Genomic DNA, 17138 nt, shown 5'->3' with positions numbered 1-17138 from the left:
CCATGAAAACATCCACTGAACACGCGCTGGCCAAGGTGCCCGAAGTCACGCTGGGCTTCTGGCTCATCAAGATTGCCGCCACGACGCTCGGTGAAACTGGCGGTGATGCGGTTTCGATGTCCATGAACCTGGGCTACCTGGTCGGTACAGCCATCTTCGCGGCGATCTTCCTGGCTGCCGTCGTCGCGCAGGTCAAGGCCAAAGGCTTCCATCCCTTCCTGTACTGGACAACCATCATCGCCACGACCACGGTCGGCACGACATTGGCCGATTTTGCGGATCGATCGCTGGGAATCGGGTACGCTGGAGGTTCGAGCTTGCTGCTGGCCTTGCTGCTCGGCTCGCTCTTCGTCTGGCATCGCACCCTCGGCTCCGTGTCGGTGAGCACGGTCAGCTCGCCCAAGGCAGAAGCCTTCTACTGGCTGACGATCATGTTCTCCCAAACGCTGGGCACCGCGTTAGGCGACTGGACAGCCGACACGGCGGGCTTGGGCTACACGGGTGCGGCCGTCGTGTTCGGCGGGCTGCTCGCGCTGGTCGTGGCAGCCTACTACTGGACGAGCGTGTCCCGCACGCTGCTGTTCTGGGCGGCGTTCATCCTGACTCGCCCGCTGGGTGCCGTGGTCGGGGATTTTCTGGACAAGCCACTGAGCGCGGGTGGTCTGGCGTTGAGCCGCTATTCGGCATCGGCCGCACTGTTGGCCTTCATGCTGACTGCGATCCTGCTGTTCAGGCAGAGAGCAGCCAGGACGGCACATTGAACAACGATTGAACGGAGGGGGAATGCGGGTATTGCTTGTCGAAGACGATCCCATGATCGGTGACGCGATCCAGGGCGCATTGAAGGATGCGTCCTACGCCGCCGACTGGGTGAAGGACGGGCAGACGGCGCTCACCACGCTGGGCTGCCAGCATTACGACCTGGTGCTACTCGACCTCGGTCTGCCCGGAAAGGATGGGCTGGAGGTGCTGGCCAGCATCCGAGCCAAGGACAACCCGGTTCCCCTGCTCATCATCACGGCTCGCGATGGTCTGGATGATCGCCTGCGCGGCCTGGATGGCGGGGCCGACGACTATGTGTCCAAGCCCTTTCAGATGGCGGAACTGCTGGCCCGGATGCGCGCCGTCCTGAGGCGCAAAGGTGGCACGGCAGCTCCCGTGCTCAGCAACGGCGTGGTGACGCTCGACCCGGCCACCAAAGAGGCTTGTGCCAATGATGGCCCCCAAGTGCAACTGTCCAACCGCGAGTTCTCGTTACTGCAAGCCTTGCTGGTTCGGCCTGGTGCCATCCTTTCGCGCAGCGAACTGGAGGATCGCATCTATGGCTGGGGGGAAGAAGTCGAAAGCAATGCCGTCGAATATCTGATCCACGCACTGCGGCGCAAGCTCGGTGGCGAGGTCATCAAGAACGTCAGGGGGGTCGGATGGATGGTCTCAAAAGGCGCTTGAACGAATCAGTTCAGCTCAAGCTGTCCTTCACCTTGTCGCTGGCCATCCTCGTGGTGGCCGTTGTGGCGGGCGTATTCTCGTTCCTGTCCGCCTTCGATGAAGCGCACGAACTACAGGACGATGTACTGCGCCAGGTGGCGCAGCTCATGGATCGCCAGCGCTTGTTGCCTGCCGTGCCAACCACCGATATCCGTCTCAAGGATGTCGATGAAGAGTCGCGCGTGATCGTCCAGCGCTTGGGTGAGGTCAGTCCCTCTACGGTAGGCGTGGATGCAGGAGGCGTGCTCCCGCTCCCGGCGACCTTGGCGGATGGATTGCACACGCTGGAAGTTGGTGGCGAGACGTTTCGCGTGCTGGTCAAGACCACGGCGAGCGGCGAACGCATTGCTGTGGCTCAGGAGTCCGGTTTCCGCAATGAAATTGCCCGCGACGGGGCACTGCGCACGGTGATGCCTTTCTTGATTCTCGTGCCGGTGCTGCTGTTGATCGTTGCTGACCTGGTGCGCAAGATGTTCCAGCCCATCGCGGCGCTGTCCAAGGAAATAGACCAGCGGGCAGAGCAGGAACTGCATCCCGTCGAAGACCGCCACCTTCCGGTCGAGGTACGTCCGTTTGCCGTGGCGATCAATCGCCTGCTCGCTCGTGTCAGCCAGTCGATGGAATCTCAGCGCCGCTTTGTGGCGGATGCCGCGCACGAGCTACGTTCGCCGCTGACAGCCATGTCGCTGCAAGCAGAACGGCTCGCGGAAGCGGAAATGTCCAGCGTGGCGCGCGAACGGCTGACGGTTTTGCGCCAAGGGATCGAGCGCGGCCGCAGCCTGCTCGATCAACTCTTGACCTTGGCCAAGGCACAGTCGGCCACCGACCTGCCGAAGTCGCCTGTATCTGTCCAGAGCATCTACCGCCGCGTGCTGGAAGACCTCATGCCGCTGGCCGAGGCCAAGCACATCGACATCGGTGTCGAAGGCGCGCTGGACGCCGAAGTGTGGGCAAGCGAGCTGGACATGATCGCTGTGGTCAAGAACCTAGTCGATAACGCCATCCGCTACACGCCAGAGGGAGGGCGTGTTGATCTTTCTGTGGGTGTTTCGGAAGGGAAGGTCGTACTACGTATTCAGGACAGTGGGCCTGGCATTCCGTTGGCTGAACGGGATCGAGTGTTTGATCCCTTCTACCGCACGCTGGGGAGCGAGCAGATCGGCTCGGGTCTGGGACTATCCATTGTCCAGACGATTGCCAATCGCATCGGTGCTGAAATCCGCCTCGACTTCTCAGATCAAGAGAAGCAAACTGGCTTAAATGTTGCCGTTATCGCTCCCATGCGGTAGCGGTTTGAGAAACGCGGAGGCAGGCTAAATGGTTAATTCGGCGGGGTGGTTTTATTGGGCTTTGCTGTCCGCTATCCTTGCGGCACTGACGGCTATTTTTGCCAAGGTTGGCATTCAGGGAGTTGATTCCGATCTGGCCACCTTGATCCGCACGGCCATCATCATCGTCGTCCTGTCGGCGTTTGTTGCCTACACGGGGAAATGGACCAACCCCTTGGAGTTATCACCCAAGACATGGCTTTTTCTCGGGCTGTCCGGCTTGGCGACAGGGGCATCGTGGGTCTGCTACTTCCGCGCACTCAAGATTGGCGATGCATCCAAGGTTGCGCCAGTGGATAAACTCAGTCTTGTCCTGGTGGCGGTATTTGCTTTCGCCTTTTTGGGCGAACGCCCGTCACTGAGGGAGTGGTCCGGCATTTCGATGGTCGCCGGAGGCGTTCTGTTATTGGCGTTCAAGTGATAACAGGTAGGACATACTGACTCAACCAGTCGTCACGATTCGTCTACAGTAACCGCTGTCCTGCCATCAAACTTGACTGAGCAGTTTCTCGCCATCAAGGCGCAACTCGCCCTTCGGCGAAATGTGCCGATACAAGGTCTGTCTTGTGATGCCCAGTTCCTGACATAGATCGCCGACCTTGGTTTCGGGCTGCCCCATAGCGGCCATCGCCAGCCGCAACTTGGCGGCAGTCATCTTGAAGGGCCGGCCGCCCTTCCTACCGCGCGCCCTCGCCGAAGCCAATCCTGCAATCGTGCGCTCGGTAATCAGTTCGCGCTCGAACTCGGCCAGCGCGGCGAAGATGCCGAAGACCAACTTGCCGGCGGCCGTCGTGGTGTCAATGGCTGCACCGTGCCCAGTCAACACTTTCAGACCGATGCCTCGCCCGGTCAGGTCATGCACGGTGTTGATGAGATGCCGCAGATCGCGCCCGAGCCGGTCAAGTTTCCACACCATCAACGTATCCCCCGGTCGTAGCGCCTTCAGGCAGCTCAACAGGCCGGGACGATCCTCGCGTTTGCCCGACGCTTGATCCTCGTAGAGATGGGCCGGATCGACGCCGGCAGCGATCAGTGCATCACGCTGCAAGTCGGTGGCCTGTGAGCCGTCTGCTTTCGATACCCGCATGTAGCCAATCAGCATCTTGCACCTGTCACATATACGTTCGATTATGTGACAGTGTGAACCGGAAAGTTCTGGTCGTCAAAATTTGTCACTTAACCCGTCATTCTGTCTAAGACATGCAAAGGGCTCGTCAGGCTCGTAATGTGACAAAAATTCCGTGGGGATGCCTTCCTTCGCGAAGGTAGCGCGCAACTGTTCCAGGGAAGCGGGGTCGCGCCGACCATAGGAAGCCAACGCGAACAGCGAGCGTGCCGTCTCGGGGTCGTGCCGCGCTTCAATGATGGCCTCATCAATGGCCTTGACCGCACGCTGCCAGTGATCGACGGGTTCGGGCTTCAGCGCTTTCGCCGGCAGGCCACTGGTGAACCCGGTTTGGGGCTCGGACCAGAACAGCTTTGCATGCTCGCCTGGCGGGCTAATATCCCTCACCTCAATCAAGCTGATTGCCGTTGCCGCCGCCTCCAGCATCTGCAATCGTACTGCCGGGTTCAGGGTTTCATACGGTCGCCACAGACTTTGCCCAGCACGCAGCGGATGCCCGCAGCCTTCCCATACTTGGCGGAGATACCCCGCGCAGGTTCCGCACGTCGAAAGCGGGGTGTTCAGCTCATCGAGCAGCGTGCGTATTAGCCGAAACCACAATCCAGCGTGGATGCGTCGGCGCGGCAGCTCCACATGGCCGGTCGTCAGTGCCTGCCAGGTACGCCGGTCCATCACTGCAATCGCGTCGCTGGCGGTGCGCGGCGCAGTGTCGGCGTTATCCCAGCCGAGAAACCGCCCAGGCACGCCCCAATAGGATTCCAGCCAGCAACCATGCAGCGGGCAGCTCAGCATCAGGGGCAGCTTCCATGCAAGCAGTACGGCTTGGTTTGCCGGGTCGTTCAGACAGAGCGGACAGGCGCGATGTATCGGCTGGCTGGGCAGCCAGGCACGCCAGTTCGTGATGGATCGCGTCCTACGGCGGAGTTTCGGCAGCAGCACCGAGAGCTGGAACGCATAGGTTTCCAATGCGTCTGGAATCTGATCATCAAGGCTATCCAGTAGCCAAGGCACCCAGCCGGCGAAACTCATGCAACGCAGCCGGTCCAGCTCGATGCCGCTCCGCTGGAAGAGCATCATCAGCAGCGACAGTGGTGGCGCGGTATCCAGGTCATCAACCTGGCCGTGACCAAGATCGTGCTCCAGCAGGTCGGACACCTCCATGTGATAGCAAAGGGCCACGCGGTTGAGCCATGAAGACAAGGCTTCGCCTTCCTTGGGAGCCGGATGCAGCGGCCAGCGTGGCGCTGGCTTCACATCAGTTCCCGCTCGAATTGCCGACGCCGCTCGCTTGGGCCGGTGTAATCGGCCATGCTGAGCGTGCGGTGGTTGATCGCTTCCTCGCCGCTCTCCACGGCGACGAGGGCCGCCGCCATCAGCAAGTGCGCCAGTTCGCCGATGGTGCCCTCGCTGCGTGTGAGCAGGTAGCGGGCCATGTCCAGCGTGGCAATCGACGAGGGTCGCCGCAATGGAAGCGAAGCGGCGAAGCTGGCCAGCAGTGAGCAGCAATCGTCGTTGGCCTCCCACACCGGCAGCATCATGGGCTCGAAGCGGTTTTCCAATTGGTCATCCGAGCGGATGGCCAGGTAGGCGTCGCGCGTGCCGACCCCGACCAATGGGATGCGCAGCTCATTGCCGAGGAAGCGCAGCAGGTTGAGAAATTCCCGCCGGTTGACGCTGTTGCCGGCCAAGACGTTGTGCAGCTCGTCGATCACCAGCATGCGCACGCCGACCTTGCGCAGCAGTGCCAGCGCCAGTTGCTCCATTTCCGGCAGCCGTGGGCGCGGGCGCAATGGTGCCCCCATCGCGGCAAGTAGCGCGACGTAGAAGCGGATCACCGACGGTTCGGACGGCATCTGCACGACCAGCACCGGCATGTGTTCCTGGTCCGCGTCGGAGCTGGCCGGATGCGTGCGCCGGAATTTCTCGATGATCATCGACTTGCCGTTGTTGGTCGGGCCAACCAGCAGCAGGTTGGGCATGCGTTGCTTGTTTGGCCACGCATACAGGGTTTCCAGCCGGTTCAGCGCCTCGACCGCGCGCGGGTAGCCGATCCAGCGGTCGGCGCGAAGGCGCTGGATGCGCTCGTCCGCCGGCAGCCGAGCCAGCCCCTGTGCCGCTGGCAGCAGGTGTGACAAGTCGATGATGGGATATTCGTCCACGGCTACCACTCCTCGATCTGGTCGAACGGTTTGGCCGGAGGCAGGTTGTCTGCCTGCGGATCAGCAACGTCCGTTTTCGGCGGAATCGGCTTGTCCGGCGGAGGCGATGCCTTGAGGTGCTGGCGTCGATCCGCGTCGCGCCGCGCCTTGCGCGTGGCCTTCTGTGCGGTGGTCACGATCTCGCGCATCTGCCCGATCATGCGGAACAGCGCCGACTCATCCACCTGTTCGCGTCCCTGCTGCCGCAATTTCGTCAGCGCCTGCCGTTGTTCCCAGAGGGTGACAGCCGGGTGCGACAAGGTACGGTAGGGGATTTCCAGGTAATGCTGCCCCTGCGGTTCCAGCACCCAGATACGGCTGATGTCACGCGGGTCGCGCCGGATCAGGAAAGCGGGCAAGCGGTCGCGTCGTGCGATCCACGGTTTGAGCGCATCGGCGTAGTAGTGAATGTGGTCGATGACAAAGCCGGTGCGAGTCAGAGTACGGCGAATGATGGGCAGGAAATCGACCAAAAAAGCCAAGGCGCGGGTGACGACAGCCGGTACACCGACACGCGCCACGGCTTCTGACCAGCGCGCCGCCGGCGGCTGAAGCAGGCCGTTGTGCACAGAGCCGTGATAGGTGCCCACCGCCAACGTGAGCCAGCGCTCCAGCTCACGCAATGTCAGGGCGGCCTTGTTTTCGGAATCGTAGTCCCCGCGCTGGTCAGGGTTGGAGAAGGTCGTCCCTGGCAATTCATCGTGGATCATCTGCATCGCCGTACCGATGATCCGTTCCACGATGCCGCCGTAGTGCGGCTGCCCTGGCGGACGATAGTCCAACCGGATGCCGTGCTGCTCGCAGCCACGGCGCAGCGCCTCGCTCTTGAACTCGGCCGCGTTGTCCAAGTAGAGCAGCCTGGGCTTGCCGCTCATCGGCCAATCCATTTCTATATTCAGACCCTCCAGCCAGGGACGCTTGTCGCAGGCGACATGCACAAGGCACAGGCCGACCGAAACAGATGACGGCGCTTCCAGCGTGACGACCATGCCGAGCACGCAGCGGGTAAACACGTCGATGGCGATGGTCAGATACGGACGGCCAATCGGTTGCCGGTCGCGCTCGTCCACCACGATCAGGTCGATGACCGTGTGATCAATCTGCACTTGTTCCAGTGGCGCGGTCACGGCGGGAGGCTCACCACCGACACCTTGCAGGCTGCGGGACGCATCCTGACCTTCCCGGCGGCGAGTGGCCTTGAGCGGGTCGAGGCCGGCGATCCGCAGGGCCAAAGTGTTGCGCGCCGGCACCCGTAGCTTTTGCGCTTTGCAAGCCTGCGCGACCTCGCGGTGGAACGCCGCCAGGCTACGCTTCTGCTTGGTCAGGAAGCGCTTTTGCAGCAACTCGCGGATGATGCGCTCAACTGATTCCGGCAAGCGTCCCTTGCCTTTTCCGCCGCCGGACTGGCCGGGAACCAGGTCCGTCACAAACCCAGCACCTTGCCGGGCACGCCGGATCAGGACATACACCTGCCGCCTGGATAGGCCCAGCGCTTGAGCAGCGGCATCGGCGGCTTCATGCCCAACCACTTCAAGCGCTGCCAGCGGCCCGATGATTTCGGTCCGGTGCCGGGCCTGTGCCCATGCCGCATCGGGCAGGGTGGCCACGCCCTGCTCGGCAATTGGTAATGTGTCTGACGCCATGCTCACACCTCGCTTTGGTGCACACGAGTATTGAGCATAGTCGAGATTGGTGCAGATGACTTCTGATATTGCGTGGTCAGGAGCCGACTGCACACCTGGCGTTACGCCCCGTCAATTGGTGCAGTCGTCTTCTGAAAATGACACACATGCCGGCCGCGCGCGGGAGTCCAATAAACCCTCGTTTGTTGGAAGTCTTCGCGCGGGGGAGACCTGATACGTTTAGTTGCATTGCTTACCGAACTGCTTCACCTCGTAGGCCAAACTTGCGATGTAATGGCTTTGTCGCTGCAGCCCCGCAGTTTCGCCAGAGGAGAATTACAATGAAAACTACTTTGATTGCATCAGCTTTTTTTGTATTGAGCATTGCCACCACCGGCAGCGCATTTGCCCAACATGGCTACCAGGGAGACCGGGATATGTCTGAGCGCTACCAGCAAAACAGTGACCGGAATGTGCAGGAGCGCTATCAACAAAACAATGGCCGCTATGGCAACGTTCAAATTATGGGGCTGCGCGACAATAGCTACGGCTATCGCAATGACTATGATCAGCAGCATCGTCGCGACAACGCTCGTGCCGCAAACCGCTACCAAGACTTGCACCGGGGCCAACGTCGCGGCCATGAATTCAGCGACAACCGTTACGCTTACGACGAAGGGCGCCACCGCCGAGTGAGTATGTCGCCACGGGGCCATCACTGACCCGATCAGGAATTCTTTCAATCCGGCCGTAATCCGATGACGTCCATACTCAGGGCTGACGCAGCAGTAGTTAGACTAAAATCTAAAATCGCGCCTTGACAGCGCGATTTTTTTTGAAATATGGTGGGCGGTTTTCTCTCATGGCACAGCCAAGAATGACTTAGGTTCCGACCACGGTGTTTGTCAACGTAGTTGTCACGATACTGGCTAGCCGAAGACCAAAGTTCCTCGGCTTCTTCAATCCGAGCCACTCACGCTCCGCCTAACAGGCTGCTGAAATACCAGAGCGGCCGCCCGTCCAGAGCGGCGATCTGAATGTTATCCTGTCACTCCCGTTCCCCTACCTGAGAATCGATGCGCGGCGCCGACACCTTCACCGAAAGCTTGTTCATGATGCGCAAGCTGGAAGACTTCATTCCCCAAGATCACCCGCTGCGGGAGGTCCGCAAGATGGCCAACGCGGCGCTGGAAAAGATGGCAGGTCTGTTCGCCGGCATGTACGAATCGGAAAGCAAAGGCGGCCGCCCCAGCATCGCGCCGGAAAAGCTGCTGCGCGCCATGCTGCTGCAAGTGCTCTACAGCGTTCGCTCCGAGCGGCAGTTGATGGAACAGGTTCAGTACAACCTGCTGTTCCGCTGGTTCATCGGCCTGGCCATGGACGACAACGTCTGGGTGGCCAGCGTTTTCAGCAAGAACCGCGAGCGCCTCATTCGGCACGACGCCGTCATCGAATTCTTCAATGAAGTGCTGGCCATCGCCGGCCAGAACAACTGGCTATCGGGCGAGCATTTCAGCGTGGACGGCACCTTGATCCAAGCTTGGGCAGGCCACAAGAGCTTCGTGCGCAAAGACGGTGATGGCGGCGACGGCAATGGCGACGGCGGTGACTTCAGGGGCAAGAAGCGCAGCAACGAAACACACCAATCGAAGACCGATCCCGAAGCGCGCCTGTACCGCAAGGGCAACACAGGCAGCGAGCTGCGTTACATGGGCCATACCCTGAGCGACAACCGCCACGGACTGATCGCCAATGCGCGTGTGACCCAGGCCGACGGCTATGCTGAACGGGAAGCGGCGAAGGCGATGGTGAACGATGCGCGGCAAGCGCTGAGCGATCCCGCAATTGTGATCACGGTGGGCGCCGATAAGGGGTACGACGCGGCAGAATTCATCCAGGCCTGTGCGGCCATGAACGTGATGCCACATGTGGCGCAGAACAAGTCGGGCCGCAGCTCGGCGGTGCCTGACACGATTGCCCAGAGCCTGGGCTACGCGATTTCTCAGCAGAAGCGCAAGCTCATCGAGCAGGGGTTTGGCTGGGCCAAGATGATTGGCGGTATCCGCCAGGTGATGGTGCGCGGCCTGCGCAAAGTTGACCAGATGTTCGTGCTCAACATGGCGGCTTATAACTTGGTGCGCATGCGTTCCCTAGGACAAATCCGTCCGCAGGGCGCGCAGTAAGGGAAAACGGGTTCGAAATCCGACGAAAACAGGAGAAAACGGTCATGTTCGCGTAAGACTTTTCACTTTACGAAACGAATTTCGAAATCCTCATGATTTCGCCATACGACCGTTTTCCGTCGGCTGGTATTTCAGCAGCCTGCTAATTCGATTGGTGCAACCCTGATCAACACCTATAATGCTGAGCGACAGTGGCCTTGCCAAGAGTTGCACTCCTCTTCCAGGCGATCCATGTTCGATCCTACGTCCGGGTGGAAACCGAGTAGCCGGGTGAGTCGAACACTTTTCAAAACTGAATGGGCGGGTATGGATTGGAAAACAGAGTTACTCTTTTCATGGCGCGTTATACTCGCCGCACTGTTCGGCGCCTTGATCGGGTGGGATCGAGAACGGCAAGGCAGTGACGCCGGCGTGAGGACGTGCATGGCGATTTCGATCGGCTCTTGCGTTTTTAGCTTGATTTCCTGGCATGTGTCTCCGGCCGATCCTGCGAGAATTGCGGCTCAAGTCGTCACAGGTATCGGTTTTCTTGGCGCTGGGGTGATCCTTCAGGTGCGAGGCAGAATTGCTGGCTTGACAACCGCTGCAACTTTGTGGGCCACCGCAGCCATTGGCATGGCATGCGGTTTTGGTATGTACGTGCTCGCCGCTCTCACGACAGGGCTTATCTATGCCATGCTGGTTTTGCACCACGTGCCGGGCTGGGCAACGTTCACCAAGCGCAATTTCAACGTTCGAAATAAGGCTGAGGCAGAGCACGATTAGCTTCAGACTATGTCTCGTGCAACAGCAACATGCCATCCCCGGCCAACTTACATGCGAGAGATGACTCCATTCAAATGAACACCAGCGTGAATTCTCCTGCGCCCGTCCGAAAGAAGCGGGTCGCCCTTGTCCTGCAGGGAGGGGGCGCTATGGGTGCTTACCAAGCTGGCGTCTACCAGGCGCTCGAAGAGCGCGGTTTTTGCCCGGACTGAGGGTCGGCCGGGATTGCGGTTTTTTTCGCGAAAAGCTAACTAAGCTATTGATTACATGGAAAGAAATGGTAAAGCGACATAATTCTCTATCCCCCGTGGATACAATAGTCTCCTATTGATGTTTTTTTATAAATGGATAGACTTTTATGTCGTGGGTCGTGGGTCCTGTGTTCTATTCAATCTACATGTGCGCCAACAGCATTTTGAGCACTCCCGCTGTGCTACTTAATCAACTCCTGCCTGTGCGCCAAGCCGGCTGTCACTCCAATGATTGCTCATGCAGGCGTAGACGCTGATAGATGGCTATCTTGTGCCCGGACAGAGGAGCGCGCTCTACGTCCTCATGCCAGTCAATCATGGATACTTCTTCCGATGTCACATCGTTTGTCCAAAGAAGATCAGCCAGTTCAGTGGCATCAGAGTGCGATAAACGAAGGCCGCTTTCGCAGTCCGCAACTAATGCATCATCGACAAGATAGATTCTCGCTCTCACAAAAGTCCTTTTAAGAAAACGCCAAGTGATCCGCACCCAACTTTTGTTTCGAAGGTCCTTATCATAAGATGGCATTATGGTAGTACAGCTCGGCCTCAACGGCTTTTCGTGTCTGGGCTACAAGGGTTTGCATTTCAGTCGTCGATCAGCGCCTGAATGATTGGGCAGTAATCGTCCCGTTCCTCGTTGTCGCACCGCGCAACCATGCCTGTGAGAGCGATTTTCATCGCCTGCAGGTCGGCCAATTTTGACTCCACCATGGCAAGCTTCCTGGCAGCCAGATCGCGCGTGCCGATGCAGGCCAGCGAACCTTCCAGTTTGAGCAAGCTCGTAATTTCATCGAGCGTGAAGCCAAGTCGCTGCGCGCGCTTGATGAACCGAATCCGACGGATGTCTTCTTCTCCATAGGTCCGGTAGCCTCCGTGCGGCCGCGCCGGTTCGTCGATTAGCCCGCTACGCTGGTAAAACCGGATTGTTTCCACGTTCACGCCGGCGGCGCCGGCCAAACGGCCGATGGTCATTTTCTCGATCATGCACTTGACTCCGTATCTATGTACGGAGTTTATCCTATTCTCGTGTAAAACCAATTGGAGTCGCCATGACGATCGGAACGAAAGGCACTCTGGCCGCTGGGGTATTGGCGGCGCTTGGCGCATCTGCATGCTGCGCTGGCCCGCTCGTCCTGCTGATGCTTGGCGTCGGCGGTGGTTGGGCGTCGCGCCTTATCGCATTTGAACTGTACAGTCCTTATTTCACCGGCCTGACGCTGCTGCTTCTCGGCCTGGCCTTCTACAATCTCTATGTGCGTCGACGCGCCTGCGCGCCGGGTGACGCGTGCGCTACAGATCGAGTCATCAGGAACCAACGCATCCTGTACTGGCTCGTTACGTTGCCAGTGATACTGCTGCTGGCATTTCCCTTGTATGCCCCGCTGTTCTATTGAAAGCATATTCTATGCGCATCCCCACCTTCATTTTCTCGCTGCTACTGGCTGGATCGGTTTTCGCCAGTTCGCCGAAAACCGTCACCCTCAATGTCCAGAATATGACTTGTCCGGCATGCCCGATCACCGTCAAAAAAGCGCTGGAGCAGGTTCCAGGTGTGAGCGATGTGAAGATCGATTTCGAGCACAAGACCGCAACGGTGCATCTGGATGCGGACAAGGCCAGTATCGCGCTGCTGACCAAGGCAACCGCCGATGCGGGCTTCCCGTCGACGGTCGGGAAGTAACGCCATGGCCGAGGCAATTCTCACATCGACCCTGACCTGCCCGCACTGCCGACTAAGCAAGCAGGAAGTCATGCCTACCGATGCGTGCCAGTTCTATTATGAATGTACGGGCTGCGCCATCGTGTTGAGGCCGAAGGCCGGCGACTGTTGCGTCTTCTGTTCATACGGCACAGTGAAATGTCCGCCAATCCAACTGCAGCGTGGGTGCTGTGGCTAGCCAGCCGCTGAATGGACTGCTACTGATCGACATAAGCACGCAAAAACAATTAATTTGACTCAAAAACGATTACAAAACGGTCATTTTCTCAAAAAACGATTATATAATTGTCATTCTGATATTGGCAATAGACGGATGCTCAGTGATCTGCCTTTGGAGGGGCGGCCGTGATTCGTGTAAAAATACCCAAATCATGCTGTAACTGTTTGATTTATTGGAAAATTCTCGTTATGTAGTTCATCGGTGGCAGTTGTAGTTCCTGATCGAGTGTGTAATCACCATACCGGTTAATGTGCCCGGTTTGATGTGGCGCTAGGCCGGCCAGGGATCTCCTCGTCAATCGGCAGGCCCTCATCTGCCTCTGTACGAAGGTTCATCGGGAAATGTTTCGCCTCATATTTCTGAACGAGGTCCACCAAAATCTCTAGGCGCCGTCCTTTTGAAGCTCCAGGTTCTGCTGACATAAGTACATCTATTTCTTTGAGCGCATCAGCATAATTCTCAGGTGTTTCGATAAATTGATTTTCCATGTATAGACCTCTCAAACTTTACTTTTGTGGGGCCGACCATTCAAGCGACTTCAAGAAGAGGGTCGGCCAGGATGACGGGGCCTCGCTCGTAATGCGGCACTCGATTCCAGTCGATATTGAGCTATCAATTGACGAGCAACCTTCAGTTCGGCTTCATATATATCGCTGGAAGTTCGATGATAATTTTGAACGACCTCTCCGTGGGTATCGCTACTAATCTCAAACTCGACCGCCCCAAAGCGCCCAGCTATATCCTGAATGGGCGCGATACCCCATGCGTCCTCCCCCATTCCGTCAGGATGCACGACAATACTGTGGACATAGCCATCGCTAGAGCGCTCCGTTGCACTGTACAGTGGGGAAAACTTCTTCCCCAAGATTGCGACGGGCTGTAGACCTGTCAGCTCATGCATAGCCTCGGCATAAGCGACGCACCGTCCAAAAGTGTATCTAGCGGCATCGTGTACAGGAATACGCGACTGCGGCTTTTGGGGGATTGCTTCGAGATAGGTGGGATTTGCCTTGATTGCCTCCAAAGCCTGCGCGATCTTACTTTCATCCGGCAAGCTTCTCAATGGCAGCGTGGATAGCTTGTTCTCAGAGTAGAACCGCGTGAGCACTCCGCCATTAATCCTCAATGCCGTCAGGACTTTTATAGCGCGTTTGGCAATTGTGCTTTCTTGGAATTCGACAAGTGTCTTCACTCCGCGCACATCAAAAATCCCCTCACGATTGTCTTGGACGTAGACACGCAAGGGTGAGAGTTTGTCGTCCGATACATCATCGTATGGCGGTAGCGATTTGACGATCCAGTCGACGTGAAGCAGCCAGCCAGTTAGCCTAGCCAATGCGACCGCGAAATTGACGCAATCGTCCGCTTCCCACTCGTCGATAAGCTTTGGTGGAAAGCCTTCACGCTGCTTGATTTTTGATTGTCCCATATCGACCTACCTTCTCAATAAATTTGACATATTCCGCTCACGAACTTCTCCCTTTCACAATTAGAACATGAATGTGCCGAAGCCTAAAGCAAGCAATCAGAGGCCCGCATCGTCGAGTTCAGCCGTAGCGACCGGAGAAGCTCAATGATTTGCCCGTTCTGTTGTTGGAACGGCCGCGATCTTGTCGAGGTAGGCCCGCATCTGCTCGCCAATTTGCTCCTGCGCCTGCAGCTTCGCGTTTGCCTGCGCAAGTAAAAGCTCTAGTTCGCGAACTTGGGCCCGGACGGGCGCCATCTGATCGTTGGCGTCCCTCAGCTGTTCAGCCAGCAGCTCTGCCTCGGCGATTTTTCCGGCGAGTTGGCGCTCCGTATCGGCAGCGTGGGTGTGCGAGGATTGCAGCGTGTCGATCTTCTCCTCCAGCTTGCGGCCCCGCGTCAGTTGCTCATATCGGTCCTGCTTAGCGTGCGCCAGCTCGGCAACCAGTTTCGCTCCCTCCTGGTTCAGGCGGGTCGTTTCGTCTTGTTTCACAGCGATCGTTTGCTGTGCCAAGCGTAGCTCGGCCTGCACCTGCTGGACCTGCTGCTCGTGGCGCCGTATGTCGGCTTCGCGTTGCTCCTTTACGGACTGGCGGTAGTGCTCCAGCGCTTGGCGCGCATGCAGATGCTTTTCTTCCAGCGATTGGTGATGTGCCTGGTTCTCGGCTAGGCGCTGCACGAGATCCGCCACCTGCTGCTCGGCGACCAGGCGCATGATTGATTCGCTTTGATGATCGGCCTGGCTGGCCACCAGTGCCGCACCTTGCTTTTCCAGGGCTATTTCAAGCTCCGATACGCGAGACCGCAGCTGCGAGTTCTCCATCTGGGCCGCTTGTAAGGAAACCACGTGCGCGGCCGCCTTCGCGTCGGCTTCAGCGCGGAGCGCCGTTACGTCTTCCTCTGCCTCTTCCTGCAGCCGAGCGGCCAACCGCTCGACCAGATCCTGTAAGGCGTCGCTGATCGATGAGCGCTTACCGCCGGCGCCGCCGTCCTCAGCCTCCAGTTCCTTGAGGTACTTGTGGATAGTGGTCTTGGACCCGGTGTTACCCAACGCCACACGAACAGCGTCAACCGAAGGGTGACGCCCCTGCGCAAGCAAGGCATCGCGTGCTTTTTTGACATCCGAATGATACAGTCCAGCACGAGCCATGGCCACTCCATGAAATAAGATAACGTCTTACGTACCATGTAATTACATACCATTTTTGGCGAAAATCAAGGTGATATTCGGCTTGAAATTGAGGCCGGATAATATAAGGTTATCCTGTGTCATACCTGCTTTTGTGCCATTTTGGCCGCGTTTGCTGTACATTTGCCGATGGCGGCAGACATAATTGGTGACGCCGCTCGCAACGATCTACCGCCGGCGTTTCCCGCCCGCTTTTTTCTCCTTGTCATGCCATGTCTGATATCGACCTCTTTCTGCAGGCTGCTACACGCGAGAACACGCGAAAAAGCTATCAAGGCGCAATCCGTGACTTTGAAGTGGAATGGGGTGGTTTTTTGCCGGCGACGGCCGATAGCGTGGCACATTACCTAGCCGACCGCGCTGGTAAGCACGTCGTCAACACCCTGCGTCAGCGACTGGCCGCATTAGCCCAGTGGCATCTCGACCAAGGCTTTCCAGACCCGACCAAGGCACCGGTAGTACGCCAGGTCTTGCGCGGCATCCAGACGCTGCACCCAGCCCAGGAAAAGCGCGCAAAGCCATTCCAAATCAATCAACTCATAGTGGTTGACCATTGGTTGACGGCCAGAGTCGATGCCGCGCAATCCCAGGGAGAACTGGCTAACGAGCTGAGGTACCGCCGCAACAAAGCGTTGTTCTTGCTCGGTTTCTGGCGAGGGTTTCGCGGCGACGAGCTGACTCGCCTGCAGATCGAGCATGTTCACGTCACGCCTGGCGAAGGGATGACTTGCTTCTTGCCGCGCACCAAAGGTGATCGCCAGCTCAAGGGAGGTAACTTCAAGGTGCCGTTGCTGTCGCGCCTGTGCCCAGTCAGCGCTTATGAGGAATGGATCGCCACAGCGACATTGAGGGCTGGGCCCGTGTTCCGCGCTATCGATCGCTGGGGCAACATCCGCGCTAACGGACTGAATATCGATAGCTTGGTACCGCTCCTACGCACTATCCTGCATGAAGCCGGCGTGGATGCGCCTGAGTTGTACAGCGCCCACTCGCTGCGGCGCGGCTTTGCCAGTTGGGCAACCGCCAATGGGTGGGATCTGAGAACGCTGATGGAACACGTCGGATGGAAAAATGCCCAGTCCGCCATGCGCTACATTGACAGGGAAGATCCCTTTAACCAGCACCGCATTGAGCAGAACCTGCATCCTCCTGAGATCACGTGATCGGACATATGCGGCTGTGCCGAAGGGACGTATCCACTGAGCACCTTAAGCAGGGCCCATTGGATAGATGAAGTGATGGGTTTGGTAAAAGCCATCAGCCTGAGCCTCGATCTGATGCGTAAAACCTGCCGTCCACGGCCGAAACTACTCAGTCAGTTCGGCTATCCGCACCGGGTCATCGTCCAAATTTACGCAGCGGTCTAGCACGTGCGTGAATGATTTCAAAAAAAACCGTTCGCTGATGAGCGAACATCAACAAATCGGCGACGCCGATGCCCGGCAATTTCCCATAGAATGCGCTGTTGACGGGCTCTTCCGCATTTGGGGGGCAGCGCCTTTTTTCGCCTTTGCCGCTAACTTAAATGTGCTGATTGACCGCATCGGTAACCCTCAAGCTTGAGCAAGCTGGCGATTTCGC

The 17138-nt window shown here is 58.2% G+C and carries 20 protein-coding genes; 12 read left to right on the top strand and 8 right to left on the bottom strand.

Annotation, left to right across the window (positions count from 1 at the left end; all coding sequences use genetic code 11):
- The first annotated feature begins 2 nt into the window (after positions 1–2).
- From CLU90_RS28745 to CLU90_RS28730, 4 genes are read left to right on the top strand one after another with little or no spacing between them, the layout of a single operon-like run.
- Positions 3–761: a COG4705 family protein gene (locus tag CLU90_RS28745; protein ID WP_005797954.1), complete on the top strand. Its 759-nt coding sequence runs from the start codon at positions 3–5 to the stop codon at positions 759–761.
- A 22-nt stretch (positions 762–783) separates the two neighbouring features.
- Positions 784–1449: a response regulator transcription factor gene (locus CLU90_RS28740; RefSeq protein ID WP_005797956.1), complete on the top strand. Its 666-nt coding sequence runs from the start codon at positions 784–786 to the stop codon at positions 1447–1449.
- Positions 1425–2777 (top strand): ATP-binding protein, encoded by a 1353-nt coding sequence (locus tag CLU90_RS28735; protein ID WP_062739164.1) that lies wholly within the window; start codon positions 1425–1427, stop codon positions 2775–2777. Before CLU90_RS28740 ends, CLU90_RS28735 begins: the two co-directional genes overlap by 25 nt.
- A gap of 28 nt (positions 2778–2805) precedes the next feature.
- The gene (locus CLU90_RS28730; RefSeq protein WP_005797960.1) at positions 2806–3237 is read left to right on the top strand and encodes an EamA family transporter; all 432 of its coding nucleotides are present in this window, start codon (positions 2806–2808) and stop codon (positions 3235–3237) included.
- 66 nt (positions 3238–3303) lie between these two features.
- On the opposite strand, the gene CLU90_RS28725 is transcribed toward CLU90_RS28730, so the two are convergent.
- The 4 genes from CLU90_RS28725 to CLU90_RS28710 are packed head-to-tail and all read right to left on the bottom strand — an operon-like array spanning position 3304 to position 7783.
- Entirely contained in the window at positions 3304–3918 is a 615-nt protein-coding gene (locus tag CLU90_RS28725) for a recombinase family protein (RefSeq protein ID WP_062739166.1), read from the bottom strand.
- A 60-nt stretch (positions 3919–3978) separates the two neighbouring features.
- Entirely contained in the window at positions 3979–5196 is a 1218-nt protein-coding gene (locus CLU90_RS28720; protein ID WP_100429694.1) for a TniQ family protein, read from the bottom strand.
- Positions 5193–6101: a TniB family NTP-binding protein gene (locus tag CLU90_RS28715; protein WP_003830789.1), complete on the bottom strand. Its 909-nt coding sequence runs from the start codon at positions 6099–6101 to the stop codon at positions 5193–5195. The genes CLU90_RS28720 and CLU90_RS28715 overlap by 4 nt, the downstream gene beginning before the upstream one ends.
- 2 nt (positions 6102–6103) lie before the next feature.
- Complete coding sequence (locus tag CLU90_RS28710) at positions 6104–7783, bottom strand: Mu transposase C-terminal domain-containing protein (RefSeq protein WP_049289204.1); 1680 nt, start codon at positions 7781–7783, stop codon at positions 6104–6106.
- 320 nt (positions 7784–8103) lie between these two features.
- On the opposite strand from CLU90_RS28710, the gene CLU90_RS29600 reads away from it, so the two are divergent.
- The 3 genes from CLU90_RS29600 to CLU90_RS28695 all read left to right on the top strand — a co-directional run bounded on the left by CLU90_RS29600 (position 8104) and on the right by CLU90_RS28695 (position 10710).
- Entirely contained in the window at positions 8104–8484 is a 381-nt protein-coding gene (locus CLU90_RS29600) for a hypothetical protein (protein WP_157808928.1), read from the top strand.
- 354 nt (positions 8485–8838) lie between these two features.
- Complete coding sequence (locus CLU90_RS28700; protein WP_070221477.1) at positions 8839–9945, top strand: IS5 family transposase; 1107 nt, start codon at positions 8839–8841, stop codon at positions 9943–9945.
- Positions 9946–10176: 231 nt separating this feature from the next.
- Positions 10177–10710: an MgtC/SapB family protein gene (locus tag CLU90_RS28695; RefSeq protein WP_232731426.1), complete on the top strand. Its 534-nt coding sequence runs from the start codon at positions 10177–10179 to the stop codon at positions 10708–10710.
- A gap of 839 nt (positions 10711–11549) precedes the next feature.
- Here the strand turns inward: CLU90_RS28695 and merR are convergent.
- A complete protein-coding gene (gene merR / locus CLU90_RS28690) occupies positions 11550–11948 on the bottom strand; it encodes an Hg(II)-responsive transcriptional regulator (RefSeq protein WP_100429693.1) in 399 nt (132 codons plus the stop codon).
- A 65-nt stretch (positions 11949–12013) separates the two neighbouring features.
- Here merR and CLU90_RS28685 point away from each other — a divergent pair, with 65 nt between their 5' ends.
- The 3 genes from CLU90_RS28685 to CLU90_RS30045 are packed head-to-tail and all read left to right on the top strand — an operon-like array spanning position 12014 to position 12862.
- Positions 12014–12358 (top strand): mercuric transporter MerT family protein, encoded by a 345-nt coding sequence (locus CLU90_RS28685; RefSeq protein WP_100429692.1) that lies wholly within the window; start codon positions 12014–12016, stop codon positions 12356–12358.
- 11 nt (positions 12359–12369) lie between these two features.
- A complete protein-coding gene (gene merP, locus CLU90_RS28680; RefSeq protein ID WP_100429691.1) occupies positions 12370–12645 on the top strand; it encodes a mercury resistance system periplasmic binding protein MerP in 276 nt (91 codons plus the stop codon).
- A 4-nt stretch (positions 12646–12649) separates the two neighbouring features.
- The gene (locus tag CLU90_RS30045; protein ID WP_100429690.1) at positions 12650–12862 is read left to right on the top strand and encodes a GDCCVxC domain-containing (seleno)protein; all 213 of its coding nucleotides are present in this window, start codon (positions 12650–12652) and stop codon (positions 12860–12862) included.
- Between the two features lie 287 nt (positions 12863–13149).
- Here CLU90_RS30045 and CLU90_RS29595 read toward each other — a convergent pair whose 3' ends face one another.
- The 3 genes from CLU90_RS29595 to CLU90_RS28665 all read right to left on the bottom strand — a co-directional run bounded on the left by CLU90_RS29595 (position 13150) and on the right by CLU90_RS28665 (position 15518).
- The gene (locus tag CLU90_RS29595; protein WP_157808927.1) at positions 13150–13392 is read right to left on the bottom strand and encodes a hypothetical protein; all 243 of its coding nucleotides are present in this window, start codon (positions 13390–13392) and stop codon (positions 13150–13152) included.
- Positions 13393–13442: 50 nt separating this feature from the next.
- Positions 13443–14333: a hypothetical protein gene (locus CLU90_RS28670; protein WP_100429689.1), complete on the bottom strand. Its 891-nt coding sequence runs from the start codon at positions 14331–14333 to the stop codon at positions 13443–13445.
- Between the two features lie 141 nt (positions 14334–14474).
- A complete protein-coding gene (locus CLU90_RS28665) occupies positions 14475–15518 on the bottom strand; it encodes a DNA-binding protein (RefSeq protein ID WP_100429688.1) in 1044 nt (347 codons plus the stop codon).
- Between the two features lie 251 nt (positions 15519–15769).
- On the opposite strand from CLU90_RS28665, the gene CLU90_RS28660 reads away from it, so the two are divergent.
- Together CLU90_RS28660 and CLU90_RS29590 are read left to right on the top strand one after the other, a co-directional pair.
- The gene (locus CLU90_RS28660; RefSeq protein ID WP_100429687.1) at positions 15770–16720 is read left to right on the top strand and encodes a site-specific integrase; all 951 of its coding nucleotides are present in this window, start codon (positions 15770–15772) and stop codon (positions 16718–16720) included.
- A 211-nt stretch (positions 16721–16931) separates the two neighbouring features.
- Positions 16932–17120: a hypothetical protein gene (locus CLU90_RS29590; RefSeq protein ID WP_157808926.1), complete on the top strand. Its 189-nt coding sequence runs from the start codon at positions 16932–16934 to the stop codon at positions 17118–17120.
- Positions 17121–17138: the final 18 nt, after the last annotated feature.

The sequence above is a fragment of the Janthinobacterium sp. 67 genome, from assembly GCF_002797895.1.
Lineage (GTDB): Bacteria > Pseudomonadota > Gammaproteobacteria > Burkholderiales > Burkholderiaceae_D > Janthinobacterium.
This window is presented reverse-complemented; position numbering and strand designations above follow the sequence as displayed.

Bases quoted from the DNA above. Each gene is read 5' to 3' on its own strand.
- CLU90_RS28745 (WP_005797954.1), top strand. From the start codon at position 3: ATGAAAACATCCACTGAACACGCGCTGGCCAAGGTGCCCGAAGTCACG.
- CLU90_RS28740 (WP_005797956.1), top strand. From the start codon at position 784: ATGCGGGTATTGCTTGTCGAAGACGATCCCATGATCGGTGACGCGATC.
- CLU90_RS28735 (WP_062739164.1), top strand. From the start codon at position 1,425: ATGGATGGTCTCAAAAGGCGCTTGAACGAATCAGTTCAGCTCAAGCTG.
- CLU90_RS28730 (WP_005797960.1), top strand. From the start codon at position 2,806: ATGGTTAATTCGGCGGGGTGGTTTTATTGGGCTTTGCTGTCCGCTATC.
- CLU90_RS28725 (WP_062739166.1), bottom strand. From the start codon at position 3,918: ATGCTGATTGGCTACATGCGGGTATCGAAAGCAGACGGCTCACAGGCC.
- CLU90_RS28710 (WP_049289204.1), bottom strand. From the start codon at position 7,783: ATGGCGTCAGACACATTACCAATTGCCGAGCAGGGCGTGGCCACCCTG.
- CLU90_RS29600 (WP_157808928.1), top strand. From the start codon at position 8,104: ATGAAAACTACTTTGATTGCATCAGCTTTTTTTGTATTGAGCATTGCC.
- CLU90_RS28700 (WP_070221477.1), top strand. From the start codon at position 8,839: ATGCGCGGCGCCGACACCTTCACCGAAAGCTTGTTCATGATGCGCAAG.
- CLU90_RS28695 (WP_232731426.1), top strand. From the start codon at position 10,177: ATGTTCGATCCTACGTCCGGGTGGAAACCGAGTAGCCGGGTGAGTCGA.
- merR (WP_100429693.1), bottom strand. From the start codon at position 11,948: ATGATCGAGAAAATGACCATCGGCCGTTTGGCCGGCGCCGCCGGCGTG.
- CLU90_RS28685 (WP_100429692.1), top strand. From the start codon at position 12,014: ATGACGATCGGAACGAAAGGCACTCTGGCCGCTGGGGTATTGGCGGCG.
- merP (WP_100429691.1), top strand. From the start codon at position 12,370: ATGCGCATCCCCACCTTCATTTTCTCGCTGCTACTGGCTGGATCGGTT.
- CLU90_RS30045 (WP_100429690.1), top strand. From the start codon at position 12,650: ATGGCCGAGGCAATTCTCACATCGACCCTGACCTGCCCGCACTGCCGA.
- CLU90_RS29595 (WP_157808927.1), bottom strand. From the start codon at position 13,392: ATGGAAAATCAATTTATCGAAACACCTGAGAATTATGCTGATGCGCTC.
- CLU90_RS28670 (WP_100429689.1), bottom strand. From the start codon at position 14,333: ATGGGACAATCAAAAATCAAGCAGCGTGAAGGCTTTCCACCAAAGCTT.
- CLU90_RS28665 (WP_100429688.1), bottom strand. From the start codon at position 15,518: ATGGCTCGTGCTGGACTGTATCATTCGGATGTCAAAAAAGCACGCGAT.
- CLU90_RS28660 (WP_100429687.1), top strand. From the start codon at position 15,770: ATGTCTGATATCGACCTCTTTCTGCAGGCTGCTACACGCGAGAACACG.